The organism is Mesorhizobium sp. M2A.F.Ca.ET.043.05.1.1, from assembly GCF_003952445.1.
Taxonomy (GTDB): Bacteria; Pseudomonadota; Alphaproteobacteria; order Rhizobiales; family Rhizobiaceae; genus Mesorhizobium.
Genome location: NZ_CP034446.1, coordinates 4,612,325 through 4,634,994, shown reverse-complemented (window position 1 = coordinate 4,634,994; position 22,670 = coordinate 4,612,325). Strand labels below are relative to the sequence as shown.

The window sequence follows — 22,670 nt, the reverse complement described above, 5'->3', positions numbered from 1 at the left end:
GCTGCTGAGAAGCGATTGAAGTCGACGTCAAGAGATACTTCAGGGCGGGCCAAATTCTCTGTCCAGCAGCCCCATGATGATGTCATCCTGCCAGCTTCCGCTGACCAACGCGGCTTCGCGCTCGCGTCCCTCTTCCACAAATCCACATTTGCGATAGCAGGCGATCGCGCGGGAGTTGCTCGACAACACGCGCAGGGACACGCGGTGCAGACCGCGACCGAACGCGTAGCCGAGGACGAGCCTGATCGCTTCGGCACCATACCCCTTGCCGAGATATGCCGGATCGTCGATCCCGATGGCCAAGGCCGCTCTCTTATCGTGGCAGTCCATGCCGTGAAGGCGCACATGGCCGACAAAACTGCCCGCGTCGATCACCCATGCATGGTCCTGTTGCTCGATGAAGCGAATGGCTGCCTCGGCATCGGCTCGGGTAAAGCTTGCATTTGGGTCGAATGTCCCACCGTAGGCTTCGACGATTTCTCGATGCCGTCCAAGTGAAAGCCGCGTTTCCACGTCCACGGGCATTGGCCTGCGAAGGATGAGGCGAGCGGCCCGAAGTTCGGGAAGATCGGCTTTCATTTTGCAAGAACTAGGATGTTCGCGCCTATTTGTCGAATGACCCAAGCCCGGCGTGCCGGGGAGGGCGAGGTCTGGCCGGTCGATCAGGTGGCGGAGGGTCAGTTGCAGAAGCGCCGGGGTCCGGTCAGATACGGCAGGCGCGCCGACGTCGTGGGACAACGGTCCGCCTTCGCCTGCTCCTGATCTTGGACGGCGACAAGCGGTAAGCCTGGACCGTCAACCGATCTTTCCGGGTACGCCAATTTGCCCACATTCCCGTTCACCGAAGCGGATCCAATCCAGTACCCTGGTCCTCCGCCGAAGACTTCGGAGGTGGTGATTGTCGGTGGCGGCATCATCGGCGTAACGACGGCGCTTTTCTTGGCGGCCCGTAACATTCCGGTGACGCTGTTGGAAAAAGGCCGCGTCGCGGCGGAACAGTCGTCGCGAAATTGGGGCTGGATCAGAAAGCAGGGACGGGACGCGGACGAATTGCCGATCGTCATCGAGGCCATCCGCCTGTGGCGGCAGCTGGCCGAGGAAAGCGGCGAGGACATCGGGCTCACCCAGACTGGCGTGACCTATCTGGCCAACACCGACAAGGACATGGCTGGCTTCGAAGCGTTCATGAAGATCGCCGCGGCCCATGACCTCGACACGCGTCTCCTGGATGCGGACGAAACCGCAAAACTCATCACCGGCATGTCGCGCAGGTTCAAAGGTGCGATGACGACGCCCTCCGATATGCGCGCGGAACCATGGCTGGCGGTGCCTGCGCTCGCCAGGCTTGCCGCGCGAAAAGGCGCCAGGATCGTGGAGAATTGCGCGGCGCGAACCCTCGACGTCGCGGCCGGCAAAATCAAGGGCGTGTGGACCGAGGGGGGATATATCGAGGCCTCCACCGTATTGGTCGCGGGCGGCGCCTGGTCGTCCCTGTTCCTGGCGCGGCACGGCGTGTCCATCCCCCAGCTCAGCGTCCGCGTCACCGTGGCCGCGACGGAGCCCTTGCCCGAAATCTATGCGGGCGCGGCCGCTGACGACCACATCGCCTTCAGGCGCAGGCAGGATGGCGGATACACGCTCGCTGGCGGCGGCAGCCACTTGCTCTACCTGGGCCCCGACGCGTTCCGGCATGCCACCAAATATATTCCCGCCCTCAGGAACGATCCGTTCGGGGCGCGCTATTTCCCGTTCGCGCCGTCAGGCTACCCGGACGGCTGGTCGACGCCGCGCGATTGGGCGCCGGATGAAGAGAGTCCCTTCGAGAGAATGCGGGTGCTCAACCCGGCCCCCGAACCGGCCCGGCTGCGCGCGATCGAACGCAATTTCAAACAGCTTTTTCCCCAGCTCGAAAAAGCGCGTTTGAAGGTCGGGTGGGGCGGCATGATCGACGCCATGCCCGACGTCGTCCCCGTTGTGGATCGGGTCCAAGCGATCGGCGGTCTTTTCGTCGCGACGGGAATGAGCGGCCACGGCTTCGGCATCGGCCCTGGAATGGGCCGCGTCGTCTCAGACATGATCCAGGGAAACGACACCGGCCACGACCTCATCCGCTTCCGGCTGCCGCGCTTCTATGATCGCAGCCCTGTCCGATTAGGCCCGGCTCTCTGAATTGGTCGCGAGCAGTCGGTTACAGTCGACCGACTGCACGGATTACTCCTTCGCCGCTCCGGCCGCCTTCGTGTCGATCAACCCATAGCCGAAATCATTGTCCCGCCCCTTGGGCCCGAGATCCTTCGCCGTTGCCGCCAGCGCCTTCTCGATGTCGTCGGCCGAGCGTTCCGGCGCGGCGTGGATCAGGTTGGCGATGGCGCCGGACACGATGGCGGCAGCGAAGGATGTGCCGGTCACCACGTCCGAGCCCGCGCCGCTCGGCGCCACCATCTCGACGCCCGGCGCCGAGATGAAGACATAGGCGCCGCGATTGGCCTGCGGCATCAGCCCGTCCTTGGCGTCGGTCGCGGTCACGGCAATCACGCCGTCGAAAGCGGCCGGGTAGCCATAGGGTGCCTTCGGCCCGTTGTTGCCGGCGGCCGCCACCAGCACCATGCCCTCGGCGCGTGCATTGCGGCAGGCGGTGCCGAGCAGGTCGTTCTTCGGGCCGACGAAGCTCATATTGATGATGCGCACATTCTGCTCGGCCGCCCAGTCGAGCGCCGACAGGATGACGTCCATGGTCGACTTGCCGCCTTCGAAGGCGCGCGCGTGATAGATTTTCGCGCCCGGCGCCATGCCTTCCAGCGGACCGACGCCGGCAATCAGCCCGTCGACGGAGGTGCCGTGGTCGCGCTTCTCGATCGGCACATTGGGCATGGCGTCATATTGGTCGGCAACGACGCCGGCGAGCGCCGGGTTGGTGTCGTCGATACCGGTGTCGATGACGGCGATGCGCACATTCTCGCCGCTCGCCTGTTTCGAATCGAGCGCGATGCGGTCGAAGGCATAGTTCACGATGCCGGCCGCCTGTTGCAGCGTGTAAATGTGGTTGGGCTCGCGTCGCTGCGTGCGGCCGTCGGCGGCAAGCTGCGCTAGCACCACGCCGACGGGCCGCCCGTCGGTGATGCCGAAACGCACTAAGGTGGTGCCGAGCAGCCGCGACTGGCGCTGCGAGCGCACCTGCAGGCCGAAGGAACTGGCGATCTGCTGCACCACACCGGCATCGCCGTCGACCGTCACCAGCACCTCGTCGGGCACGAATTCGCCGGCGATCGCGCGCGGCGGCTCCGCCAAGTTGAGGCCTTGCGGCACCGTGACCGGGCCGCTCGGCGCCGGTGCGGGTGGCGGCGTGTTGCCGGAACCGTTCGATGACGATGTGCCGTTGGGGGGCGCTGGCATCTGCGGGGCAGCGCCCGCCGGTGGGTTCGGAAAGAGATCGACGATCAGCGCCGGCAGGAACACCGCGCCGCCCGCAGTGCCTGGCGTTCCTTCGCCATTCTTGGCTCCGCCGTCCTTGTCGCAGTCGCCGCCTGCCGTTGTCGTGCGGTTCAGGCAGTCCACCTGCTTCTGCGTCAGGTTCGGATCGTTGGTCTGCGCAAACGCAGGCGCGGCGACAAACGCCGCCGCCGCAAGGAGCGCCGCACGAAGAATGATCCTTGGTCGCGACGCAATTCGGGACGGGCGCACATTTCCTGGAATTGCGTTAGCCGCCATCGGCCGGTTTCCTTCCCTGGATCACAGTATCCGCGAAAGGCTGAGCGGCAACAAGGCCGACGAGCCTGTCGTAATCGGCCGCCGTGCTGGCTGGGATCGTCAGGTGGAATACGCCGTCGGCGGTCGGGCCGCCGGCGATCTTCAGTCCGTTCTGGCCGAGGAAGGCGGCGATATCGGCCATCTTGGCATCCGGCTTGAACTTGACCAGGGCGAAAGGCAGCTTCGCCAGATCGTCCTCGGCGCCGGCCACCTCGAAGTCGTTGCCCTTGCCGCCCGGCCGTTCGAAGGACTGCACGATGACCAGCGCCAGCAGCGCAGCGGCCGCCGCCCAGGCGACGCCGACCGGTATCGCCGTCACCCGGCCGAAGACTTTCGCCAGCCAGGATTGGCCGGGCGCGCGCACGGGGCCGGCCTCGGCGTCGAGCGCCCTGGTAAAACGGCTGAGTGCATCGGCTGGCGGGCGGATCGCCTCGTTGGCGGCGGCGGTGCCGGAGAATTCGGCTTCCGCTTCGCCAAGTGCGGCCATCGCCGCCGGATCGGTGGCCAGCCATTCCTCGACGGCCTCCAGTTCGGCGCCTTCCAGCGAGCCGTTCAGATAGAACGGCAGAAGCGTCTCCATCTCGTCGCGGCGCGACATCTTTTCAGCGGCGCTCATGGCCACCCCCTGTCGTAACCGGCGGCCTTGAGGGCTTCGCCAAGTTTCTTGCGGGCGTAGAACATTCTGGTCTTGACGGTCGCGACCGGAATGCCGAGCACCTCGCCGATCTCGGTCACCGACTGGCCATGGTAATAGGCAAGGTCGATCACCGTGCGATGTTCCTCGGCCAAGGCATCGATGAAACGGCGCAAGGCGGCGGCCTTGTCTTCTTTCATGGTGACGACTTCCGGCGTGTCGGCGCTGTCGGGGACCTGCGCCGCGTCATCGTCGTCGATCCAGTCTTCCTTCTTCTTGCGCAGCGAAGACAGCGCCTTGAAGCGGGCGATGCCGAGCAGCCAGGTCGAGACTTCAGAGCGGCCCTCGAAGCCGGGCGCCTGCTTCCACAGCTCCAGAAAAACCTCGTTTGCGATATCGTCGGCCATCATTTCCGATCCCGTCTGGCGCGCCACGAAGCGGTAGATCCGCGCGTGGTGACGCATGAACAGGAGCCGAACGGCGGCCCGGTCGCCCTTCGCGACCCGGTCTACAAGCGCGCGATCGGTTTCCGTCGCCGCATTCATGGCCGGTCGAGCCGCCTGGCTCCTCGAAGCTCTGTCGCTGATCGGTCCAAAAAGGTTCACCCTCCGCCGAGGAATTTGCGGAGGCTAACCGAAGAAACGGAGCGTTGCCAGTAGAAGCGCTTTTCCTTCCCCCCTTGTGGGGGAAGGTGGCCGCGAAGCGGCCGGATTAGGGGTGCTCCAGGGAAAGCCAACGTCTCACTCCGCTGGAACACCCCTCATCCGTCTCGGCGCTGCGCGCCGATCCACCTTCTCCCGCAAGGGGAGAAGGGAAGGCCGTGCTTATCCCAGAAACACCTTCGCCCTCATCGTCGCCGGTATCTCAACGCCAAGCCGGCTCAGCACTGTCGGCGCGAGCTGCAGCTGGTCGAGCAGCGTATCGGCCTCGGGGCCTTTCGCGGGCCCGAAATAATAGAGCGCGAAATCCTGCATCTCGTCGTCATGGCCGCCATGGTGGCCGCGGTCGGTCTGGCCGTGGTCGGCCGTCACGATCACTTCATAGCCGGCTTCGCGCCATTGCGGCAGGAAGGCGGCGAGCATGCCGTCCACGGCGTAGCAGGCATGGTCCATCTCGATGCAGTCATGGCCGAAGCGATGTCCCATCGAATCCAGCGTGCAGGTGTGCAGGATGCCGTAGTCGATGCCGTGGCGCTTCGCCAGCATGGTCAGCGTCGCGAACAGGTCGACGTCGCTCGGCGTCATCTGGTTCTTGAGATTGTAGCCGGTCATGGTGTGGAAGCGGCCATGCGTGATCGGTCCGCCTGGGTCGTCGAACTCCATGTCCTCGACAAGGTCGAACGGATACGAGCGGAAGAATTCCGACCAATAGGAATGGGTCACCGCTCCTGTCTTGCCGCCGGCCTTGCTGACCTCCGAGAAGATGTCGGGCTGCGTGACGCGAAAGCGGTTCTCGTTGGAAAGGATGCCATGCACCTGCGGCGTGACCCCGGTGTGGATCGAGGCGTAGCAGCAGGCCGAGGTCGAGGGCAGCACCGAGCGCATCTTCCACACCTGCGCCTCGCCCGACTGCACCCAGCCCTCGAGATTGCCCATCAGCCGGCGCCAGTTCCGGTAGGGCACCCCGTCGAGGATGATGAGCAGCAGTTTGGATTTGAGCGCCACGATAGCTCCATACGGACTGGCTGTTGAGGTAGAGGCGCCGTGCGACCATCGGGCAGCACGGCGCTTCAAAACTATCAGATTGGCGACGACAGGGCCGGGCCTAATTTCCGGCGCTCTCCATGCGCCGGCCCTTGATCGCCTTCTCCAGCCAGCCGATCTCCATCTCCGGCACGGAGGAGAGCAGCAGGTCCGTATAGGCATCGAAAGGCGGCGTCAGCACCTTGCTCTTGGAGCCGTAACGCACCACCTCGCCGCGATACATGACTGCGATCGAATCGGCGATCGACTTCACCGTCGCCAGGTCATGGGTGATGAAGAGATACGCGACCTTTTCGTGCTGCTGCAGGTTGAGCAGCAGTTTCAGAATGCCGTTGGCGACCAGCGGGTCGAGCGCCGATGTCACCTCGTCGCAGATGATCAGCTTCGGCTTGGCGGCGAGCGAGCGCGCGATGCAGACACGCTGCTTCTGGCCGCCGGAAAGCTCGGCCGGATAGCGGTCGACGAAACCCTTGCCCATCTCGATCTCGTCGAGCAGCTCGGCGACGCGCTTGTCGCGCTCGCGCCCCTTCATGCCGAAATAGAACTCCAGCGGCCGGCCGATGATGGTGCCCACCGTCTGGCGCGGGTTCATCGCCACGTCGGCCATCTGGTAGATCATCTGCAGCTGCCGCAGGTCCTCCTTCGGCCGGTCGGCCAGCCTGTTGGCCAGCGGCCTGCCGTCGAAGGTGACGGTGCCCTCCTCGGGCGGCAGAAGGCCGGTGATGGCGCGCGCCAGCGTCGACTTGCCGGAACCGCTCTCGCCGACCACCGCCAGCGTCTGTCCCGGATAAATGTCGACCGAGACGTTCTTCAGCACCTTGACATGGCCGCCGCCATAGGCAGCGGTGACATTCTTCACCGACAGGAAGGGCGTTGTGCCGGGCGGCTGTTCCTTGTGCTCGATCTCATGCACCGAGACCAGCGCGTTGGTGTATTCCTGGCGGGGCTCCTTGATGATCTGCCGCGTGCCGCCCCACTCCACCAGCCGGCCATGGCGCAGCACCATGATCTCGTCCGACACCTGGGCGACGACGGCAAGGTCATGCGTGATGTAGAGAGCCGCCACATGCGTGTCGCGGATGGCGTCCTTGATCGCCGCCAGCACGTCGATCTGCGTCGTCACGTCGAGCGCCGTGGTCGGCTCGTCGAAGACGATGAGGTCCGGCTCCGAGCAGAGCGCCATCGCCGTCATCACGCGCTGCAGCTGGCCGCCGGAGACCTGGTGCGGGTAGCGCTCGCCGATCGTTTCAGGATTGGGCAGGCTGAGTTTCTTGAACAGGGCGACGGCGCGCTTCTCGGCCTCGGCGCGCGTCGCGGTGCCGTGCAGGAGGGCCGCCTCGACCACCTGATCGATCAGCTTGTGCGCCGGGTTGAAGGCGGCCGCCGCCGATTGCGCGACATAGCAGACCTCGCGTCCGCGCAGCGCCCGCACGCCTTTGGGGCCGGCTTTCAGGATGTCGCGGCCATTGAGGATCACCTCGCCGCCGGTGATGCGCACGCCGCCGCGGCCATAGGCCATGGAAGACAGGCCGATGGTCGATTTGCCGGCCCCGGATTCGCCGATCAGGCCGAGCACCTTGCCCTTTTCCAAGGTCAGCGAGACGTCGTGGACCAGCGTAATCGTCTTCGGCGCTTCGCCCGGCGGGTAGACGGTCGCCTCGATGCGCAGATTGCGGATATCGAGGAGCTTGCCTGAATTTGCCTTGGTGTCGGCCATCAGCCGCGCCCTCCCTTCAGGCTCGTCGTGCGGTTGAGCACCCAGTCGGCGACGAGGTTGACCGAGATCGCCAGCACTGCGATCGCGGCCGCCGGGATCAGCGCCGCCGGAATGCCGAAGACGATGCCGTCCTTGTTCTCCTTGACCATGCCGCCCCAGTCCGAATCCGGCGGCTGCACGCCGAGGCCGAGGAAGGACAGCGCCGACAGGAAGAGCACCGCGAAGATGAAGCGCACGCCGAGCTCCGCCACCAGCGGCGACAGCGCATTGGGCAGGATCTCGCGGAAGATGATCCAGGCCTTGCCTTCGCCGCGCAGCTTCGCCGCCTCGACGAAATCCATGACGTTGATGTCGACGGCGACGGCGCGCGACAGGCGGTAGACGCGGGTGGAATCGAGGATGCCCATGACCAGGATCAGCGTCAGCGTGTTGGTCGGCAGCACCGACAGCACGACGAGGCCGAAGATCAGTGTCGGGATCGACATCAGAAGGTCGACGAAGCGCGACAGCAGCGTGTCGAACCAGCCGCCGAAGACCGCCGCCGTGAAGCCGAGGATCGAGCCCAGCGAGAAGGACAGCGCCGTCGCCGCTACAGCGATCTCCATGGTGATGCGCGCGCCATAGATCATGCGCGAGATGAGGTCGCGGCCGAGATTGTCGGTGCCCAGCCAATGCGCCGCCGACATCGGCTCCCACACGTCGCCGACGATCTCGCCATTACCGTGCGGCGCGACCCAGGGCGCGAAGATGGCGCAGAACGCAAAGAAGCCGGTCAGGATCAGTCCGATCCAGGCGGTGAACGGAATTTGTCGTAGCGCCATTCGCTTCAGTTCCCCCTCTGGTCGTCCTGCATCCGGCCCGTCATTTCGGATGCTCTCGTCACTTCGGATGCCCAATCATTTCGGATGTCTAAGCCGCGGATTGGCCACGATGGCGGCGATATCCGCGACGATGTTGAGCGTGATGTAGACCGCGGCGAAGATCAGGCCGACCGCCTGCACCACCGGCACGTCGCGCTTGGCGACATGGTCGACCAGATACTGTCCCATGCCCGGATAGACGAAGATCACCTCCACCACGACGACGCCGACGATGAGATAGGCGAGATTGAGCATGACGACGTTGACGACCGGCGCGATCGCGTTCGGGAAAGCATGCTTGCGGATGATGTCGAAGGGTTTCAGCCCCTTGAGCTCGGCCGTCTCGATATAGGCCGACTGCATAACATTGAGGATCGCCGCGCGCGTCATGCGCATCATATGGGCGAGCACCACCAGGGTCAGCGCCGTGGCCGGCAGCACCACGGCCTGCAGCCTTTCGAGGAACGGCGTGGAGTCGTCGACCGTCGAGATGCTCGGGAATATCTGCCAGTGCACCGCAAACACGAAGATCAGCACATAGCCGATGAAGAATTCTGGGAACGATGTCGAGGCCAGGGCCAGGCCAGAGATCAGCTTGTCGACGAAGCCGTTGCGGTAGCGCACCGCAATCAGCCCAAGGATGACCGCCAGCGGCACCGCGACGATCGCCGCGCAGGCGGCCAGGAAAAGCGTGTTCTTCAGCCGGGTGCCGATCGAGCTCGCAATATCGAGCCCGCTCGACTGCGCCGTGCCGAAATCGCCATGCAGGATGCCCCACAGCCAGTGCACGTAGCGCAGCCAGGCCGGGTCGTTGAGCCCGAGCTGTTCGCGCAGGTTCGCCAGCGCCTCCGGCGTTGCCGACTGGCCGAGGATCGCCTGGGCGACGTCGCCCGGCAGGATCTGCGTGCCGGCGAAGATCAGCACCGAAACGGCGAACAGAAGAACCAGGCCCAGCAAGATACGCTGAGCGACCAATCTCAGGATCGGAGACGACATCGGCTACCTGCAATGGTGAAGAAGGGACGGTGCCCGCCTTTCAGGCAGGCCATGAAAGCCGGAAGGGCCGGCTCGCGCCGGCCCTTCCTATCCTTCGTCAAGCCTGCAGCCAGCACTCGATCAGCGCGTGGCCGTTGCTGAGTTCCTGCGCCGGGTTGTCGACCCAGCCTTCGACGCCCTTGCCGGTCGCGTCGACGAACTGGTTGAAGAACGGCACGATCAGGCCGCCTTCGTCGCGCATGATCTCGCCCATGTCGCGGTAGATCTTCTTGCGCTTGGCTTCGTCGAGCTCGCCGCGCGCCGCAAGCACCATCTTGTCGAAATCCGGCCGCTTGAAGCGCGTGTCGTTCCAGTCGGCGGTCGAGAGATAGGCGGTCGAATACATCTGGTCTTGGGTCGGACGCCCGCCCCAGTAGGAGAGCGAGAAGGGCTGCTTGTTCCAGACTTCCGTCCAGTAGCCGTCGCCCGGCTCGCGCTTGATCTCGATCTTGATGCCGGCCTTGGCGCAGCTCTGCTGGTAAAGCTGGGCAGCGTCAACGGCGCCGGGGAAGGCGACATCGGAGGTGCGCAGCAGGATCGAGCCGCTATGGCCGGACTTCTTGTAGAGCGCGGCAGCTTTTTCCGGATCGAACTTGCGCTGCTCGAAATCGTCTGCGAACAGCGGATAGGCCTTGTTGACCGGCATGTCGTTGCCGACCTCGCCGTAGCCGCGCAGGATCTTGGTCAGCATCTCCTCGCGGTCCATGGCAAGCTTCAGCGCCATGCGAAGGTCGTTGTTGTCGAAGGGCGCGGTGTCGCAGAACATGTTGAACGGATAGAAGCCGCGGCCCGAGGCGGCGCGGATGGTGACGCCGGGCAGCCGCTTGACCAGGTCGACGATCTTCGGTTCGACGCGGTTGATCATGTTGACCTGGCCGCCCTGCAGCGCCGCCATGCGGGCCGTCGGGTCGTTGACGACGATGATCTCGACCTGGTCGGCATGGCCGTATCTGTCGGCCTGCCAGTAATTGGCGAAGCGTTCGCCGCCATGCTTCACGCCAGGCTGGTTGACGGTGACCTTGTACGGGCCGGTGCCGATGCCGGCATCCGGCTTATCGTTGCCGCCATTCGGCTGGATGATCAGGTGATAGTCCGCCATCAAATAGGGGAGGTCGGCGTTCGGGTCCTTCAACGTGACCACGACATTGCCGCCATCGGCCTTGATGGTGTCGATGCTCTTCAGGACACCCAGCGCGCCCGACTTGGATTTTTCGTCGCTGTGGCGCTTCAGCGTCGCCACCACGTCGTCGGGCGTCACTTCCTTGCCGTTGTGGAACTGGACGCCCTTGCGGATCTTCATCGTCCAGGTCTTGGCGTCCTTGGAGCTGCCGATCTCCTCGGCGATGAGATATTCGACGCCGCCGCCCGGCGCGAGCTCGACCAGCGTTTCGCCCCAGCACTTGCCGAAGGCGAACGGAACCTGGCTGAGGAAAGTCGCCGGATCGAGGCTGTTGGTGGATTCACCGCCCTGCAGGCCGGCCTTCAGCGTGCCGCCCTTGACCGGGCCGGCAGCGCGCACGGCGCTGGAGAGCAGCGAGTTGGCGAAAGTGGCTGTGACGCCGAGCGCGGCGGCGCGACCGAGAAAGTCGCGACGGCTAAGTTTCCCGGCCGCGACTCGCCGGCTGAGATAGTCGAGTTCGTTGGACATTATGGTTCCTCACTCTGGGTATGCGACCTTATGGTCGTTTCTTGCTGTTGGAGGAGATAATGACCGTAAGGGAAAGCGGCAGGCAAGGCCGAATGCGACATGCGGTGGCGTAAATCGCATGTCGCGTTTGGACCAATCTGCCTCGCCTCAAACCAGGGAGCGGGGAATCGTCTGCTCGAAATCGCGTGCGAAGACCAGCTTTTCGCCCTCATAGGCTTCGATTCTGGCGCTGACGATGAAGCTCTCTGCGTCCGATCGCATGTCGGCGAAGGTTTCGGTCCGCACCGACCATTCATCGCGCGACAATGTCTGGGTCCAATGCGTGGCTCCGGTGGCCGACAACGGATCGTCGGGATGGATCGCCCATGTCTCGCGCACGATGCTGCCATTGACCAGCCCGTGGTCAAGGTCGCGCACCTCGCCGAAATCGTCGGTGATGGAAAGCGTGACCAGGCCGGTCTTCTCGTCGCGGTCGACATGGCGTTCGGAACTCGCCGGCCGGACCGTCTCGGTAGCCCAGGGCGTCGCGCCTTCCGGCTCGGGAAACGAAACCTCATTGCCTTTCGCCAGCGGACGCAGCGGCAGCTTCAGCGTCGCCTGCGCCAGATCGAGCCGCACCGGCTCCGGCGAGGGCCAGATCATCGGCCAGTAGGCGGTCGAAACGGCGACGCGCAATTTGTGGCCGGCCGGCACGCGGTAGGCGCATTGGTCGAGCACGACGCGCGCTGAAACCGTCTCGCCGGGAACCAGGGCCTGCGGGAACTCATGCGAGTCCCGGTGGGTCAGATTGAGCACGCCATAGGAGATCAGCTCCGAGGCTCCGTCCGGGTGCACGTCGCAGAGGCGCACGGCGATGTTGGCCTGCGGCCGATCGGAGGCAATTCGGACCGCGAGCTCCGGCGCGCCGACGATGTCGATCGCCTCACCGAGCTCGGGCTGGTCGAAGCAGACCGACAGCGCGTCGTCGGGGCGTTGGTCGCCGGGCAGTTCCGGCCCAAAAGTGAAGGGAAAATACTCGCCGCCGGCAAGGCCGCAGGTCTGCGGCGAAGTGACGATCGAGGGCTTGGCGCCTGCCGAAATGAGCTCGATCGCTTCAATCTTGATGTTTGAGGACGGCCATTCCTGCTCCGCGATCCAGCGGCCCGGCCGCTCGGGATGCCAGCGCGCCGGCCGCACGCTGTCCATGACATAGGCGCGGTAGGCCGGATCGGCCTCGACGCCGGTTTCCGCGCCCTTCAACCAGCGGTCCCACCAGCGCAGCGCTTCCTGCAGGAAGCCGATTGCCGGATTGGGCCCGGCGTAGTGCGGGTATTTGTGGATCCACGGGCCGACGATGCCCTTGACCGGCGACTGGATGCCGGTGACGAGATTGGAGATGGTGTTGCGGTAGCCGTCATGCCAGCCGCCGATCGACAGCACGGCGGCTTTGACCGCTGAAAAATCCTCGCAGATCGAGCCGCGCTTCCAATAGGCGTCGCGGTGCTGGTGGCCGAGCCAGAGCGGCAAAAGGAAGGGCTGGTTCTCCAGCCGGCTCAGCCACAAATCGCGCCAGCGGTTGCCGCCGGCGATCGCCGGATCCGGCGGCCGGGACGAATAGGACAGCATCGTCGAGGCCCAGCCGAAATTTTCCAAGAGCAGGCAGCCGCCCTTGTAATGGATGTCGTCGGCATAGCGGTCGACGGTCGAGCACAGGCTGATCACCGCCTTCAGCGCCGGCGGCTGTTTCGCCGCCACCTGCAGGCAGTTGAAGCCGCCCCAGGAGATGCCCATCATGCCGACATTGCCGTTGCACCAGGGCTGCGCCGCCGCCCAGGCGATGACGTCGCAGGCGTCCTGCAGTTCCTGCTCGGAATATTCATCGTCCATCAGCCCTTCGGAATCGCCATTGCCGCGCATGTCGACGCGGATCGAGGCATAACCGTGCCCGGCGAAATAGGGATGGGTGAGCTGGTCGCGAAAAATGGTGCCGTCGCGCTTGCGGTAGGGCAGATGCTCGAGGATCGCCGGCACGGGATTGTCGGCCGCATCCTCGGGCATCCAGATGCGCGCCGACAGCCGGCAGCCATCCGGCATGACGATGCCCATATCGGGAAATTCAACGACTTTGCGGGGGAATTCTGTGACGGTTTTCATGGCAGGGCACATGATGAAGGCCGCGCCGCTCCGTCGTGGGCCAGCCGGCGAAATCGGCTGGTCAATCCGCGTCAGTTCAAGGGAATGTCGTTCTCCGCCTTGCTTGCCTGGTAGGCGTCGGACAGCTCGTCATAGCGCTCCGAAATCCTGCCGATCCTTGCCTCCAGCCGCTTGCGCTCGGCTTCGGGCAGGGCGCGCACCAGCCGACGGATCGAGAAGCTTTTCCAATAAGCGTTCTCGGCGTTGTAGGCGCCGGGGTCCAGGGTGAAGACCTCTTTCAGGATTTTGAGATCGTGCGGAATGGCGAAGCTGTCGCGCGAATCTTCATGGCTGAAGAGATAGTAGAAATTGTCGAAGCCGGTCCAGGTGATCGCTGACAGGCAGAGCGAGCAAGGTTCGTGCGTGGCGACGAACAGCGCATCCCTGGTGTCGACGCGCTCTGCCTTTGGCATCTCGTAGAAGCGCTTCAGGCAATGCACCTCGCCATGCCAGAGCGGGTTTTCCATCTCGTTGTTGGTCTCGGCCAGCACCAGCGAGCGGTCGTCCTTCCGCAGAATCGCGGCGCCGAACAGTTTGTTGCCATGGGCGACCCCCTCAGCGGTCTTCGGCACGATGTCGTGCTCGATCACGTCGAGCAGGCGGTCGATCAGCGAAATGTCGGTCATGGAAAGCTTTCAGGGAAGGTGGATCTCGTAGGGATGCGAGAAATAGAATTCTTCGAGATTGGAGCCGTCGCCGGCGCGGTCGACGATCAGGAAATCTTGTTCCTGGCCAATCGGCGTCAGCACCCCGTGCCAGAGATTGCGGCGGTAGTTGATGCCCTGTCCGGGTCCGGCAAGGAAGGCGTGCGGCTCACCGGGCCCGACCTTGGTGTCATGGCAGACGACAACCAGAAAGGGCCGCGGCGACAGCGGGATGAAGGCCTGGCTGCCGAGCGGATGGCGTTCGACCATGGTGAGCTTCAGCGGCATCTCGTAGGGCGTCCCGCGCACCATCGAGATCAGCACCCGCGCGTTCGGGCCGACCGCTTCCGCCGTGGCCAGGTCGTGATAGCGCATCGCCTTGCCGCCATTGATCGGGTAGCGGTTGTCGCCGCCCATGTCGATGACGTCGCCGAACGGCGCGAAGGTCTCGCGGGTCAGCGGCTGGGCGACGATGCGGCTCACCGCGCCTTGCCTCCAAGATAGCCGCCCCCAAGGTAACCGCCAAGCTTGGCGTGTCGGTTGACGTCCTTGTAGAGCAGATAGCGGAAATTGCCGGGCCCGCCGGCATAGCAGGCCTGCGGGCAGAAGGCGCGCAGCCACATGAAGTCGCCGGCCTCGACCTCGACCCAGTCCTGGTTGAGCCGGTAGACCGCTTTGCCCTCCAGCACATAGAGCCCATGCTCCATGACATGGGTTTCGGCGAACGGGATGACCGCGCCGGGCTTCAGCGTCACGATGGTGACATGCATGTCGTGGCGCATGTCGGCCGGATCGACGAAGCGGGTCGTGGCCCAGCGCCCTTCCGTGCCCGGCATCGGGCTCGGCGCGACGTTCTGGTCGCTCGAGAAGAAGGCTTCCGGCACGTCCAGGCCGTCGACCGCCTCATAGGCCTTGCGGATCCAGTGGAAGCGGGCGGCGGCGCCGCTCTCGTTTTGCACCGTCCAGCCACTCGCCGGCGGCAGGAAGGCAAAGCCGCCGGGGGCAAGCAGGTGTTTTTTGCCGGCAAGCGAAACGGTGATCTCGCCTTCGGCGACGAACAGCACGCCCTCGGCGGCGGCGTCGAGTTCCGGCCGCTCGCTGCCGCCGCCCGGCAGGACCTCGACGATGTACTGCGAGAAAGTCTCGGCGAAGCCCGAAAGCGGCCTTGCGATGATCCAGGCCCTGGTCTTGTCCCAGAACGGCAGAGGGCTGGTGACGATGTCCTGCATCACGCCTTTGGGAATGACCGCATAGGCCTCGGTGAAGACGGCGCGGCCGGTCAAAAGCTCGTTCTGACCGGGATGGCCGCCCTGCGGCGCGTAATAGGTTCGCTCGGCAGTCTTGATCATATCCATGGGGTCCTGACCCTCAGAGCAATTCCAGTGTGAAGGGGCTGGGTTCGGCGACTTCGCCGCAGCCTTCCGTCCGGAATTGCGTAAAAACAAACATCAGAGCGGGAGCATGTCTTTCAGGCGAAGCAACGCGATGCGTTCGACCTGTTTGCAGGCGGTTTCCAACTCGGTGCCGCGGCTGTTGCCGATCCGCGCCTCGAACTCCGCCAGGATTTCGTCCTTGGTCTTGCCCTTGACCGCGATGATGAAGGGAAAGCCGAAGGTGGTGACATAGGCGGCGTTGAGTTTCGAGAACAGCTCGCGCTCCTTGTCGGTCAGCGCGTCGAGCCCGGCGGAGGCTTGCTCCCTGGCCGATTCCGGCGTCAGCCGCTTGGCGGCCGCCAGCTTGCCGGCAAGGTCCGGATGGGCGTTGAGCACCGAAAGCCGCTCGGCTTCGCTCGCCGCGCGGAAGACCCGGCAGAGCGCGTTGTGCAGACCGCCCGCGCTGTCATGCGCGGGCCCAAGCTCCAGTTCGTAGGCGCGCTCGGCAATCCAGGGCGAATGCTCGAACACGCCGCCAAAGGCGTGCACGAATTCCTCGAACTCCATCCTGGACGGCCGCAGCGCCGGCGCCTGGTAGGGATGCGTCTCGCGCCAGTGCTTGGCGATGTCGATGCGCCGGGTCAGCCAGACCTTGTCATGCGACTTCACATAGTCGACGAAGCGCTTCAGCGCCGCCACCCGACCGGGGCGGCCGACCAACCGGCAGTGCAGGCCGATATTCATCATGCGCGGGCGGCCCGCCTTGCCCTCGGCATAGAGCGTGTCGAAACTATCCTTCAGATAGGCGAAGAACTGGTCGCCGGAGTTGAAGCCTTGCGGCGTCGCGAAGCGCATGTCGTTGGCGTCGAGCGTGTAGGGGATGATGAGCTGAGGCGTCTCCAGCCCGTCGCGGTCGAACCAGTAAGGCAGCTCGTCGTCATAGGTGTCGGAGACATAGTCGAAGCCGCCTTCCTCTGCGACGAGCCGCACCGTGTTCACCGAGGTGCGGCCGGTATACCAGCCCGTCGGCCGCGCGCCCGTCACCTCGTAATGCAGCCTAATGGCCTCATTGAGGTCGCGCTTCTCATCCTCGGCCGCATGGTCGCGATAGTCGATCCATTTCAGGCCGTGCGAGGCGATTTCCCAGCCGGCCTCCTGCATGGCGACGACCTGATCGGGCGAGCGTGCGAGCGCGGTGGCGACGCCGTAGCAGGTCACCGGCACCTGCGCTTCGGTGAACAGCCGGTAGAGCCGCCAGAAGCCGGCGCGGGCGCCGTATTCATAGATCGACTCCATGTTCCAGTGGCGCTGGCCGACCCACGGCGCTGCGCCGACGATCTCGGACAGGAAGGCTTCCGAGGCCTTGTCGCCGTGCAGCACGCAGTTCTCGCCGCCTTCCTCGTAGTTGACGACGAACTGCACCGCGACATGCGCGCCGCCAGGCCATTTCGGGTCCGGCGGATTGGCCCCGTAACCGCGCATGTCCCTATCGTAACGCATTGTCGCTCCTGCCCGATGGTTGCGATGAAGATATCGAAAGGAGTGCGCATGCATTCCCCCGAAAATTTTTGAAAGTGCTTTTTGCCGCACTCCGCTCGACCAGGGCTTATGCATCGCCTTTAATTGGCGCACAATTGATCTGAGATTGTACCGAGACGGGAGGCCGCCAGTGGCAGAAACGTCGAAAGCCGATGGCGGGCGCCTGACCACCCATGTGCTGGACACAGCGACCGGACGGCCGGCAAAGGGCCTGTCGATCGAGCTTTTCCGCATCGAGGGCCAGAGCCGCACCCTTCTCAAGACCGTCACCACCAATGACGATGGTCGCTGCGACGGGCCGCTGCTCGCCGGCGCCGAGTTCCGCACCGGCGAATATGAGCTGGTCTTCGCCGCCGGCGACTATCTGCGTGGCCAAGGCATCAGCTTGCCTGAGCCTGCTTTCCTCGACATCGTGCCGATCCGCTTCGGCATGGCGGAAGAGCGGCACTATCACGTCCCGCTCTTGATTTCGCCCTATGGCTACTCGACCTATCGGGGGAGCTGAGACATGGCCGATACCAAGATCCGCAACGAGATACGGTTCATCCTGAATGGCGGCGACGTGGCCCTGAAGGACATCGCGCCCGATGCGACGCTGCTCGACTGGCTGCGGCTCAACCGCTCGCTGCGCGGCACCAAGGAAGGCTGCGCCGAGGGCGACTGCGGCGCCTGCACGGTGCTGGTCGGCAAGCTTGCCGGCGACGGCCTGGTCTATGAAAGCGTCAATGCCTGCATCCGCTTCATGGGCTCGCTCGACTGCACCCATGTCGTCACCGTCGAGCATCTGCGCGGCGAGCCTGGTAAGTTGCACCCCGTGCAGCAGGCGATGGTCGATTTCCACGGCTCGCAATGCGGCTTCTGCACGCCGGGCTTCGTCATGTCGCTCTACGGGCTCTGGATGAAAACGCCCGATCCCTCCAACGCCGCGATCGAAAAGGCGCTGCAGGGCAATCTTTGCCGCTGCACCGGCTATGAGGCGATCATGCGCGCCGCGCATGCCATTTCGAGCTATGGCAAGGCGGCCAAGGATCCGCTGGCGGTGGAGCGCAAGGACATCACCACGCGTCTGAAGGAATTGCGCGATGGCGCCAGGGTCGAGATCGGGTCGGGCAAGGCGCGGTTGATCGTGCCGGCCGGCGTCGACGACTTCGCCGCCGTGCTCGAGAAGGTGCCGGGCGCCACCATCGTCGCCGGCTCGACCGATGTCGGCCTCTGGGTCACCAAGCATATGCGCGACATCTCGCCGGCGATCTTCATCGGCGGTCTCGACGGCCTGCGCGCCATCTCGGAGAAGGACGGCGTCATCACCATCGGCGCGGGCGTAACCTACACCGAAGCCTTCGAGACGCTGTCGAAGCGCATCCCGGCCTTGGGACCGCTGGTCGACCGCATCGGCGGTGAGCAGGTGCGCAACATGGGCACGATCGGCGGCAACATCGCCAACGGCTCGCCGATCGGCGACACGCCGCCGTCCCTGATCGCGCTCGGCGCGCAGCTTACGCTGCGCAAGGGCAAGAAGCGCCGCACGATCCCGCTCGAAACCTTCTTCATCGCCTATGGCAAGCAGGACCGGCAGCCCGGCGAGTTCGTCGAAGCAGTGCATGTTCCGGTGCCGGAGAACGGCGAGAAATTTGCCGTCTACAAGGTCACCAAGCGTCGTGACGAGGACATCACCGCGACGCTCGGGGCTTTTTACCTGACGTTGGCCGAGGACGGCACGGTGGCCGATATCCGCATCGCCTATGGCGGCATGGCGGCGACGCCGAAGCGCGCCACGGCGGTTGAGAAGGCATTGATCGGCAAGGTCTGGAGCGAAGCGACCGTGGAGGCGGCTATGGCCGAATACGCCAGTGACTTCACGCCGCTCACCGACATGCGGGCAAGCGCCGAATATCGGGCGCTGGCGGCGAAGAACCTTCTGCTGCGCTTTTATGTCGAGACGACCGGCACCAAGGCGCCGCTACAGGTTTCGCGCAGCGAGGCGGCCTGATGACCAAGCATGTCCCCAACCTGAAGGCGCAGAAGATCTCGGGCGGCGTCGCCAGCGACCAGCGGCACGATTCCGCGCACAAGCATGTCAGCGGCACGGCGGTCTATATCGACGACATGCCGGAGCCGGCCGGCACGCTGCATGGCTGCCTTGGCCTGTCGACCGCGACGCATGCGACGATCACGAAGATGGACCTCTCCGCCGTGCGCGCCGCGCCTGGCGTCGTCGATGTGCTGACGGCGAAGGACGTGCCGGGCGAGAACGACATTTCGCCCACCGGCCGTCATGACGAGCCGGTGCTCGCCGATGGCAAGGTAGAGTTCTACGGCCAGCCGATCTTCTGCGTCATCGCCGAAACACGCGAGCAGGCCCGCCGCGCCACCAGGCTGGTCAAGGTCGAGTACGAGCAGCTGCCCTTCGTCACCGACATCGGCGCGCTCGACCCGCGCAAGGACAAGCTTGTCACGCCGCCGCTCACATTGAGGCGCGGCGACGCGGCGGCGGCGATCGAGACAGCGCCCCGCAGGCTCAAGGGCAAGATGCGTCTCGGCGGCCAGGAACATTTCTATCTCGAAGGTCATATCGCCATGGCCGTGCCCGGCGAGGACCACGACGTCACCATCTATTCCTCGACCCAGCATCCGAGCGAAGTCCAGCATATGGTGAGCCATGCGCTGGGCATCCCGAGCAACGCCATCACGGTGGAAATCCGCCGCATGGGCGGCGGCTTCGGCGGCAAGGAAACGCAGGGCAATCAGTTCGCAGCACTTGCGGCAATTGCCGCCAAGCGCCACCATCGCGCGGTCAAGATCCGGCCCGACCGCGACGACGACATGACCGCGACCGGCAAGCGGCATGATTTCCTGATCGACTACGAGGTCGGCTTCGACGACGAAGGCAACATCCTCGGCGTCGACTTCATGTTCGCCGCGCGCTGCGGCTTCTCCTCGGACCTCTCCGGCCCGGTCACCGACCGCGCGCTGTTCCACTGCGACAACACCTATTTCTGGCCGGCGGTGCACGCTCAGTCGGCGCCGCTTTATACCAATACGGTCTCCAACACCGCGTTTCGCGGCTTCGGCGGCCCACAAGGCATGATCGGCGCCGAGCGCGTCATCGACGAGGTGGCCTTTGCTCTCGGCAAGGACCCGCTCGAGATCCGCAAGAAGAATTTCTATGGAACCAGCGACCGTAACGTCACGCCCTACCACCAGACGGTCGAGGACAATGTCATCCAGCGCATTATCGCCGAGCTGGAGGCGAGCTCGAACTATGCGCGGCGCCGGCGCGAGATCAGCGCCTTCAATGCCAACAGCCGCTTCATCAAGCGCGGGCTGGCGCTGACGCCGGTCAAGTTCGGCATCTCCTTCACCGCCACGCATTACAACCAGGCCGGCGCGCTGGTGCATGTCTATACCGACGGTTCGGTGCATCTGAACCATGGCGGCACCGAGATGGGGCAGGGCCTCTACCTCAAGGTGGCGCAGGTGGTGGCCGAGGAGTTCCAGATCGACGTCGATCAGGTGAAGATCACCGCGACGACCACCGGCAAGGTGCCGAACACCTCGGCGACCGCCGCCTCGTCCGGTTCCGACCTCAACGGCATGGCGGCGCAGAATGCCGCCCGCCAGATCAAGGACCGGCTGGCCAACTTCGCCTCGGAAAAATACCAGGTACCGCGCGACCAGGTGCTGTTCCTGCCCAACCGCGTCCGCATCGGCAATCAGGAGATACCCTTCGGCGATCTGGTCAGGCAGGCCTATATGGCCCGCATCCAGCTGTCGGCGGCCGGCTTCTACAAGACGCCGAAGATCCACTGGAACCGCGACAAGGGCGAAGGTCGCCCGTTCTACTACTTCGCTTATGGTGCGTCCTGCTCGGAGGTCTCGGTCGACACGCTGACCGGCGAATATGTGGTCGAACGCACCGATATCCTGCATGAGACCGGCCGCTCGCTGAACCGAGCCATCGACCTCGGCCAGGTCGAGGGCGGCTTCATCCAGGGCATGGGCTGGCTGACCACCGAGGAATTGTGGTGGGACGACAAAGGCCGCCTGCGCACCCATGCGCCGTCGACCTACAAGATCCCGCTCGCCTCCGACAGGCCGAAGATCTTCAACGTCACGCTGGCTGACTGGTCCGAGGCGAACGAGCCGACCGTGCATCGCTCCAAGGCCGTTGGCGAGCCGCCTTTCCCGCTCGGCATGTCGGTCCTGCACGCGCTTTCCGACGCGGTCGCGAGCGTCGCGGATCACAGGATCTGTCCGCGCCTCGACGCGCCGGCGACACCGGAGCGTGTCCTGATGGCGATCGAGAGGCTGAAGCGGGAGGCCACGCAGACGGCCTGAATACGCCTAAACGTGCAAATCGAGGCGCAAAACGCTATATTTCCAGGATGGAAATGCAGACGATGAACTCGAAAGTGCAAGATATGAAGGCGTTCCTTGGCCAAACCGGCCGGGTCGCTCTCGTCGAGGTCGCGGCCACGAAAGGCTCGACCCCGCGCGAGGCCGGCGCCTTCATGCTTGTCTCGGCATCGGCCATTTTCGGCACCATTGGCGGCGGCCAGCTCGAATATATGGCGATCGACAAGGCGCGGCAGATGCTCTCCCCCCGTGAGGGGGGTGAGAAGCGTTCGGCCGAAGGCCGAGAAAAAGCCAATGATTTGGCTTTTTCAGCGACGAACGCCCGGAGCCATAGCGAAGGGCCAGCCGCGAAGCGGCCAGAGGGGGTCGCCTCAGAAGGCACCGCCAAGGCGTCGAGCACTGCCGCGGCGACCCCACCGGGCGGCTTCGCCGCCACCCTCCCCTCAAGGGGGAGGGAAACCCGCATCGAGGTCGATGAAGTTTGCGCCACGCTCGACGTCCCGCTCGGGCCGGAGATCGGCCAATGCTGCGGCGGCCGCGTCGAGGTGCTGATCCGCCTCGTCGACGGGGTGCTGGAGCAGCAACTGATCGCCAACGCTCAATCGGAAGAGGCGCATCTGCCGCATGTCTATCTCTTCGGCGGCGGCCATGTCGGCCAGGCGCTGGCCGCGTCGCTGGCGCTGCTGCCGATCCACGTCGTCGTCATCGAGACCCGGTCCGAAGCGCTGGAAGGCATGCCGGAAACGGCGGAAACGCGGTTGACGCCGATGCCCGAAGCCATGGTGCGCGAGGCACCGGCCGGCTCGGCCTTCGCCATCCTGACCCACGATCACGCCCTGGATTTCCTGATCGTCGCCGAGGCGCTGAAGCGCGACGACACCGCCTATGTCGGCATGATCGGTTCGAAGACCAAGAAAGCCACCTTCAGGAGCTGGTTCCTGAAGTCGGCCGAGGGCAGCGAAGCCGAGTTCGACCGCCTTGTATCGCCGATCGGCGGCAGTGCCGTGAAGGACAAGCGCCCACCGGTGATTGCCGCGCTCGCCGCCGCCGAGATCATGACGGCGCTGGTATCGCACCGCGCCCAGCCGGCTAACTCGGATACGCCTGAAAAGACGATGGCCGGCTAAGTCAGCCGGCCATGTGGGCGGGCAAGCTTGGGTCCCTCGCCCCCACAAGTGGGCTACGGCATGCTCACATTTCCAAGAGGCTGGTCTTTGGCGATAACGCACACGGCAGCTGGCC

19 protein-coding genes are annotated in these 22,670 nt (G+C 64.8%); 5 read left to right on the top strand and 14 right to left on the bottom strand.

The window, feature by feature from the left end:
* Nucleotides 1-39: 39 nt before the first annotated feature.
* On the bottom strand, nucleotides 40-579 hold the full coding sequence (locus tag EJ069_RS22400; protein ID WP_126063159.1) for a GNAT family protein: 540 nt from the start codon (nucleotides 577-579) through the stop codon (nucleotides 40-42).
* A 243-nt stretch (nucleotides 580-822) separates the two neighbouring features.
* Here EJ069_RS22400 and EJ069_RS22395 point away from each other — a divergent pair, with 243 nt between their 5' ends.
* Entirely contained in the window at nucleotides 823-2,169 is a 1,347-nt protein-coding gene (locus tag EJ069_RS22395; RefSeq protein ID WP_126063158.1) for an FAD-binding oxidoreductase, read from the top strand.
* Nucleotides 2,170-2,211: 42 nt separating this feature from the next.
* Here the strand turns inward: EJ069_RS22395 and EJ069_RS22390 are convergent, their stop codons facing one another.
* From EJ069_RS22390 to puuE, 13 genes are all read right to left on the bottom strand, one after another.
* Entirely contained in the window at nucleotides 2,212-3,708 is a 1,497-nt protein-coding gene (locus tag EJ069_RS22390; RefSeq protein WP_245456244.1) for a S8 family serine peptidase, read from the bottom strand.
* Nucleotides 3,698-4,363, bottom strand: coding sequence for an anti-sigma factor (locus EJ069_RS22385; protein ID WP_126063157.1), 666 nt, complete (start codon nucleotides 4,361-4,363; stop codon nucleotides 3,698-3,700). The genes EJ069_RS22390 and EJ069_RS22385 overlap by 11 nt, the downstream gene beginning before the upstream one ends.
* A complete protein-coding gene (locus EJ069_RS22380; protein ID WP_126063156.1) occupies nucleotides 4,360-4,926 on the bottom strand; it encodes a sigma-70 family RNA polymerase sigma factor in 567 nt (188 codons plus the stop codon). The genes EJ069_RS22385 and EJ069_RS22380 overlap by 4 nt, the downstream gene beginning before the upstream one ends.
* 279 nt (nucleotides 4,927-5,205) lie before the next feature.
* Nucleotides 5,206-6,045 (bottom strand): alkaline phosphatase family protein, encoded by an 840-nt coding sequence (locus EJ069_RS22375; protein ID WP_126063155.1) that lies wholly within the window; start codon nucleotides 6,043-6,045, stop codon nucleotides 5,206-5,208.
* Between the two features lie 100 nt (nucleotides 6,046-6,145).
* Complete coding sequence (locus tag EJ069_RS22370; RefSeq protein WP_126063154.1) at nucleotides 6,146-7,801, bottom strand: ABC transporter ATP-binding protein; 1,656 nt, start codon at nucleotides 7,799-7,801, stop codon at nucleotides 6,146-6,148.
* On the bottom strand, nucleotides 7,801-8,622 hold the full coding sequence (locus EJ069_RS22365) for an ABC transporter permease (protein ID WP_042645242.1): 822 nt from the start codon (nucleotides 8,620-8,622) through the stop codon (nucleotides 7,801-7,803). The genes EJ069_RS22370 and EJ069_RS22365 overlap by 1 nt, the downstream gene beginning before the upstream one ends.
* Nucleotides 8,623-8,697: 75 nt before the next feature.
* Entirely contained in the window at nucleotides 8,698-9,657 is a 960-nt protein-coding gene (locus EJ069_RS22360; protein WP_042645241.1) for an ABC transporter permease, read from the bottom strand.
* A 97-nt stretch (nucleotides 9,658-9,754) separates the two neighbouring features.
* Nucleotides 9,755-11,344, bottom strand: a complete 1,590-nt coding sequence (locus EJ069_RS22355; RefSeq protein WP_126063153.1) for an ABC transporter substrate-binding protein — start codon at nucleotides 11,342-11,344, stop codon at nucleotides 9,755-9,757.
* 147 nt (nucleotides 11,345-11,491) lie between these two features.
* Complete coding sequence (locus EJ069_RS22350; RefSeq protein WP_126063152.1) at nucleotides 11,492-13,477, bottom strand: CocE/NonD family hydrolase; 1,986 nt, start codon at nucleotides 13,475-13,477, stop codon at nucleotides 11,492-11,494.
* 71 nt (nucleotides 13,478-13,548) lie between these two features.
* Nucleotides 13,549-14,142 (bottom strand): nucleoside deaminase, encoded by a 594-nt coding sequence (locus tag EJ069_RS22345; protein WP_126063151.1) that lies wholly within the window; start codon nucleotides 14,140-14,142, stop codon nucleotides 13,549-13,551.
* Between the two features lie 9 nt (nucleotides 14,143-14,151).
* Entirely contained in the window at nucleotides 14,152-14,643 is a 492-nt protein-coding gene (locus tag EJ069_RS22340) for an ureidoglycolate lyase (RefSeq protein WP_126063150.1), read from the bottom strand.
* On the bottom strand, nucleotides 14,640-15,515 hold the full coding sequence (locus EJ069_RS22335; protein ID WP_126063149.1) for a bifunctional allantoicase/(S)-ureidoglycine aminohydrolase: 876 nt from the start codon (nucleotides 15,513-15,515) through the stop codon (nucleotides 14,640-14,642). The genes EJ069_RS22340 and EJ069_RS22335 overlap by 4 nt, the downstream gene beginning before the upstream one ends.
* 93 nt (nucleotides 15,516-15,608) lie before the next feature.
* Entirely contained in the window at nucleotides 15,609-17,033 is a 1,425-nt protein-coding gene (puuE, locus tag EJ069_RS22330; RefSeq protein WP_126063148.1) for an allantoinase PuuE, read from the bottom strand.
* A gap of 169 nt (nucleotides 17,034-17,202) precedes the next feature.
* Between puuE and uraH the strand changes: the two genes are divergently transcribed.
* The 4 genes from uraH to xdhC all read left to right on the top strand — a co-directional run bounded on the left by uraH (nucleotide 17,203) and on the right by xdhC (nucleotide 22,555).
* Nucleotides 17,203-17,577 (top strand): hydroxyisourate hydrolase, encoded by a 375-nt coding sequence (uraH, locus tag EJ069_RS22325; protein WP_126063147.1) that lies wholly within the window; start codon nucleotides 17,203-17,205, stop codon nucleotides 17,575-17,577.
* Between the two features lie 3 nt (nucleotides 17,578-17,580).
* A complete protein-coding gene (xdhA, locus tag EJ069_RS22320; protein WP_126063146.1) occupies nucleotides 17,581-19,062 on the top strand; it encodes a xanthine dehydrogenase small subunit in 1,482 nt (493 codons plus the stop codon).
* Nucleotides 19,062-21,410, top strand: coding sequence for a xanthine dehydrogenase molybdopterin binding subunit (xdhB, locus tag EJ069_RS22315; protein WP_126063145.1), 2,349 nt, complete (start codon nucleotides 19,062-19,064; stop codon nucleotides 21,408-21,410). Before xdhA ends, xdhB begins: the two co-directional genes overlap by 1 nt.
* Before the next feature lie 62 nt (nucleotides 21,411-21,472).
* Nucleotides 21,473-22,555 carry a xanthine dehydrogenase accessory protein XdhC gene (gene xdhC / locus EJ069_RS22310; RefSeq protein ID WP_126063144.1) on the top strand — a complete coding sequence of 361 codons (1,083 nt, stop codon included), beginning with the start codon at nucleotides 21,473-21,475 and terminating at the stop codon, nucleotides 22,553-22,555.
* Nucleotides 22,556-22,670: the final 115 nt, after the last annotated feature.

Coding starts and splice junctions, on each gene's coding strand:
- EJ069_RS22365 (WP_042645242.1), bottom strand. CDS start 8,622: ATGGCGCTACGACAAATTCCGTTCACCGCCTGGATCGGACTGATCCTG.
- EJ069_RS22350 (WP_126063152.1), bottom strand. CDS start 13,477: ATGAAAACCGTCACAGAATTCCCCCGCAAAGTCGTTGAATTTCCCGAT.
- xdhA (WP_126063146.1), top strand. CDS start 17,581: ATGGCCGATACCAAGATCCGCAACGAGATACGGTTCATCCTGAATGGC.
- EJ069_RS22380 (WP_126063156.1), bottom strand. CDS start 4,926: ATGAATGCGGCGACGGAAACCGATCGCGCGCTTGTAGACCGGGTCGCG.
- EJ069_RS22400 (WP_126063159.1), bottom strand. CDS start 579: ATGAAAGCCGATCTTCCCGAACTTCGGGCCGCTCGCCTCATCCTTCGC.
- xdhB (WP_126063145.1), top strand. CDS start 19,062: ATGACCAAGCATGTCCCCAACCTGAAGGCGCAGAAGATCTCGGGCGGC.
- puuE (WP_126063148.1), bottom strand. CDS start 17,033: ATGCGTTACGATAGGGACATGCGCGGTTACGGGGCCAATCCGCCGGAC.
- EJ069_RS22385 (WP_126063157.1), bottom strand. CDS start 4,363: ATGAGCGCCGCTGAAAAGATGTCGCGCCGCGACGAGATGGAGACGCTT.
- EJ069_RS22345 (WP_126063151.1), bottom strand. CDS start 14,142: ATGACCGACATTTCGCTGATCGACCGCCTGCTCGACGTGATCGAGCAC.
- xdhC (WP_126063144.1), top strand. CDS start 21,473: ATGAACTCGAAAGTGCAAGATATGAAGGCGTTCCTTGGCCAAACCGGC.
- EJ069_RS22335 (WP_126063149.1), bottom strand. CDS start 15,515: ATGGATATGATCAAGACTGCCGAGCGAACCTATTACGCGCCGCAGGGC.
- EJ069_RS22390 (WP_245456244.1), bottom strand. CDS start 3,708: ATGGCGGCTAACGCAATTCCAGGAAATGTGCGCCCGTCCCGAATTGCG.
- EJ069_RS22355 (WP_126063153.1), bottom strand. CDS start 11,344: ATGTCCAACGAACTCGACTATCTCAGCCGGCGAGTCGCGGCCGGGAAA.
- EJ069_RS22370 (WP_126063154.1), bottom strand. CDS start 7,801: ATGGCCGACACCAAGGCAAATTCAGGCAAGCTCCTCGATATCCGCAAT.
- EJ069_RS22360 (WP_042645241.1), bottom strand. CDS start 9,657: ATGTCGTCTCCGATCCTGAGATTGGTCGCTCAGCGTATCTTGCTGGGC.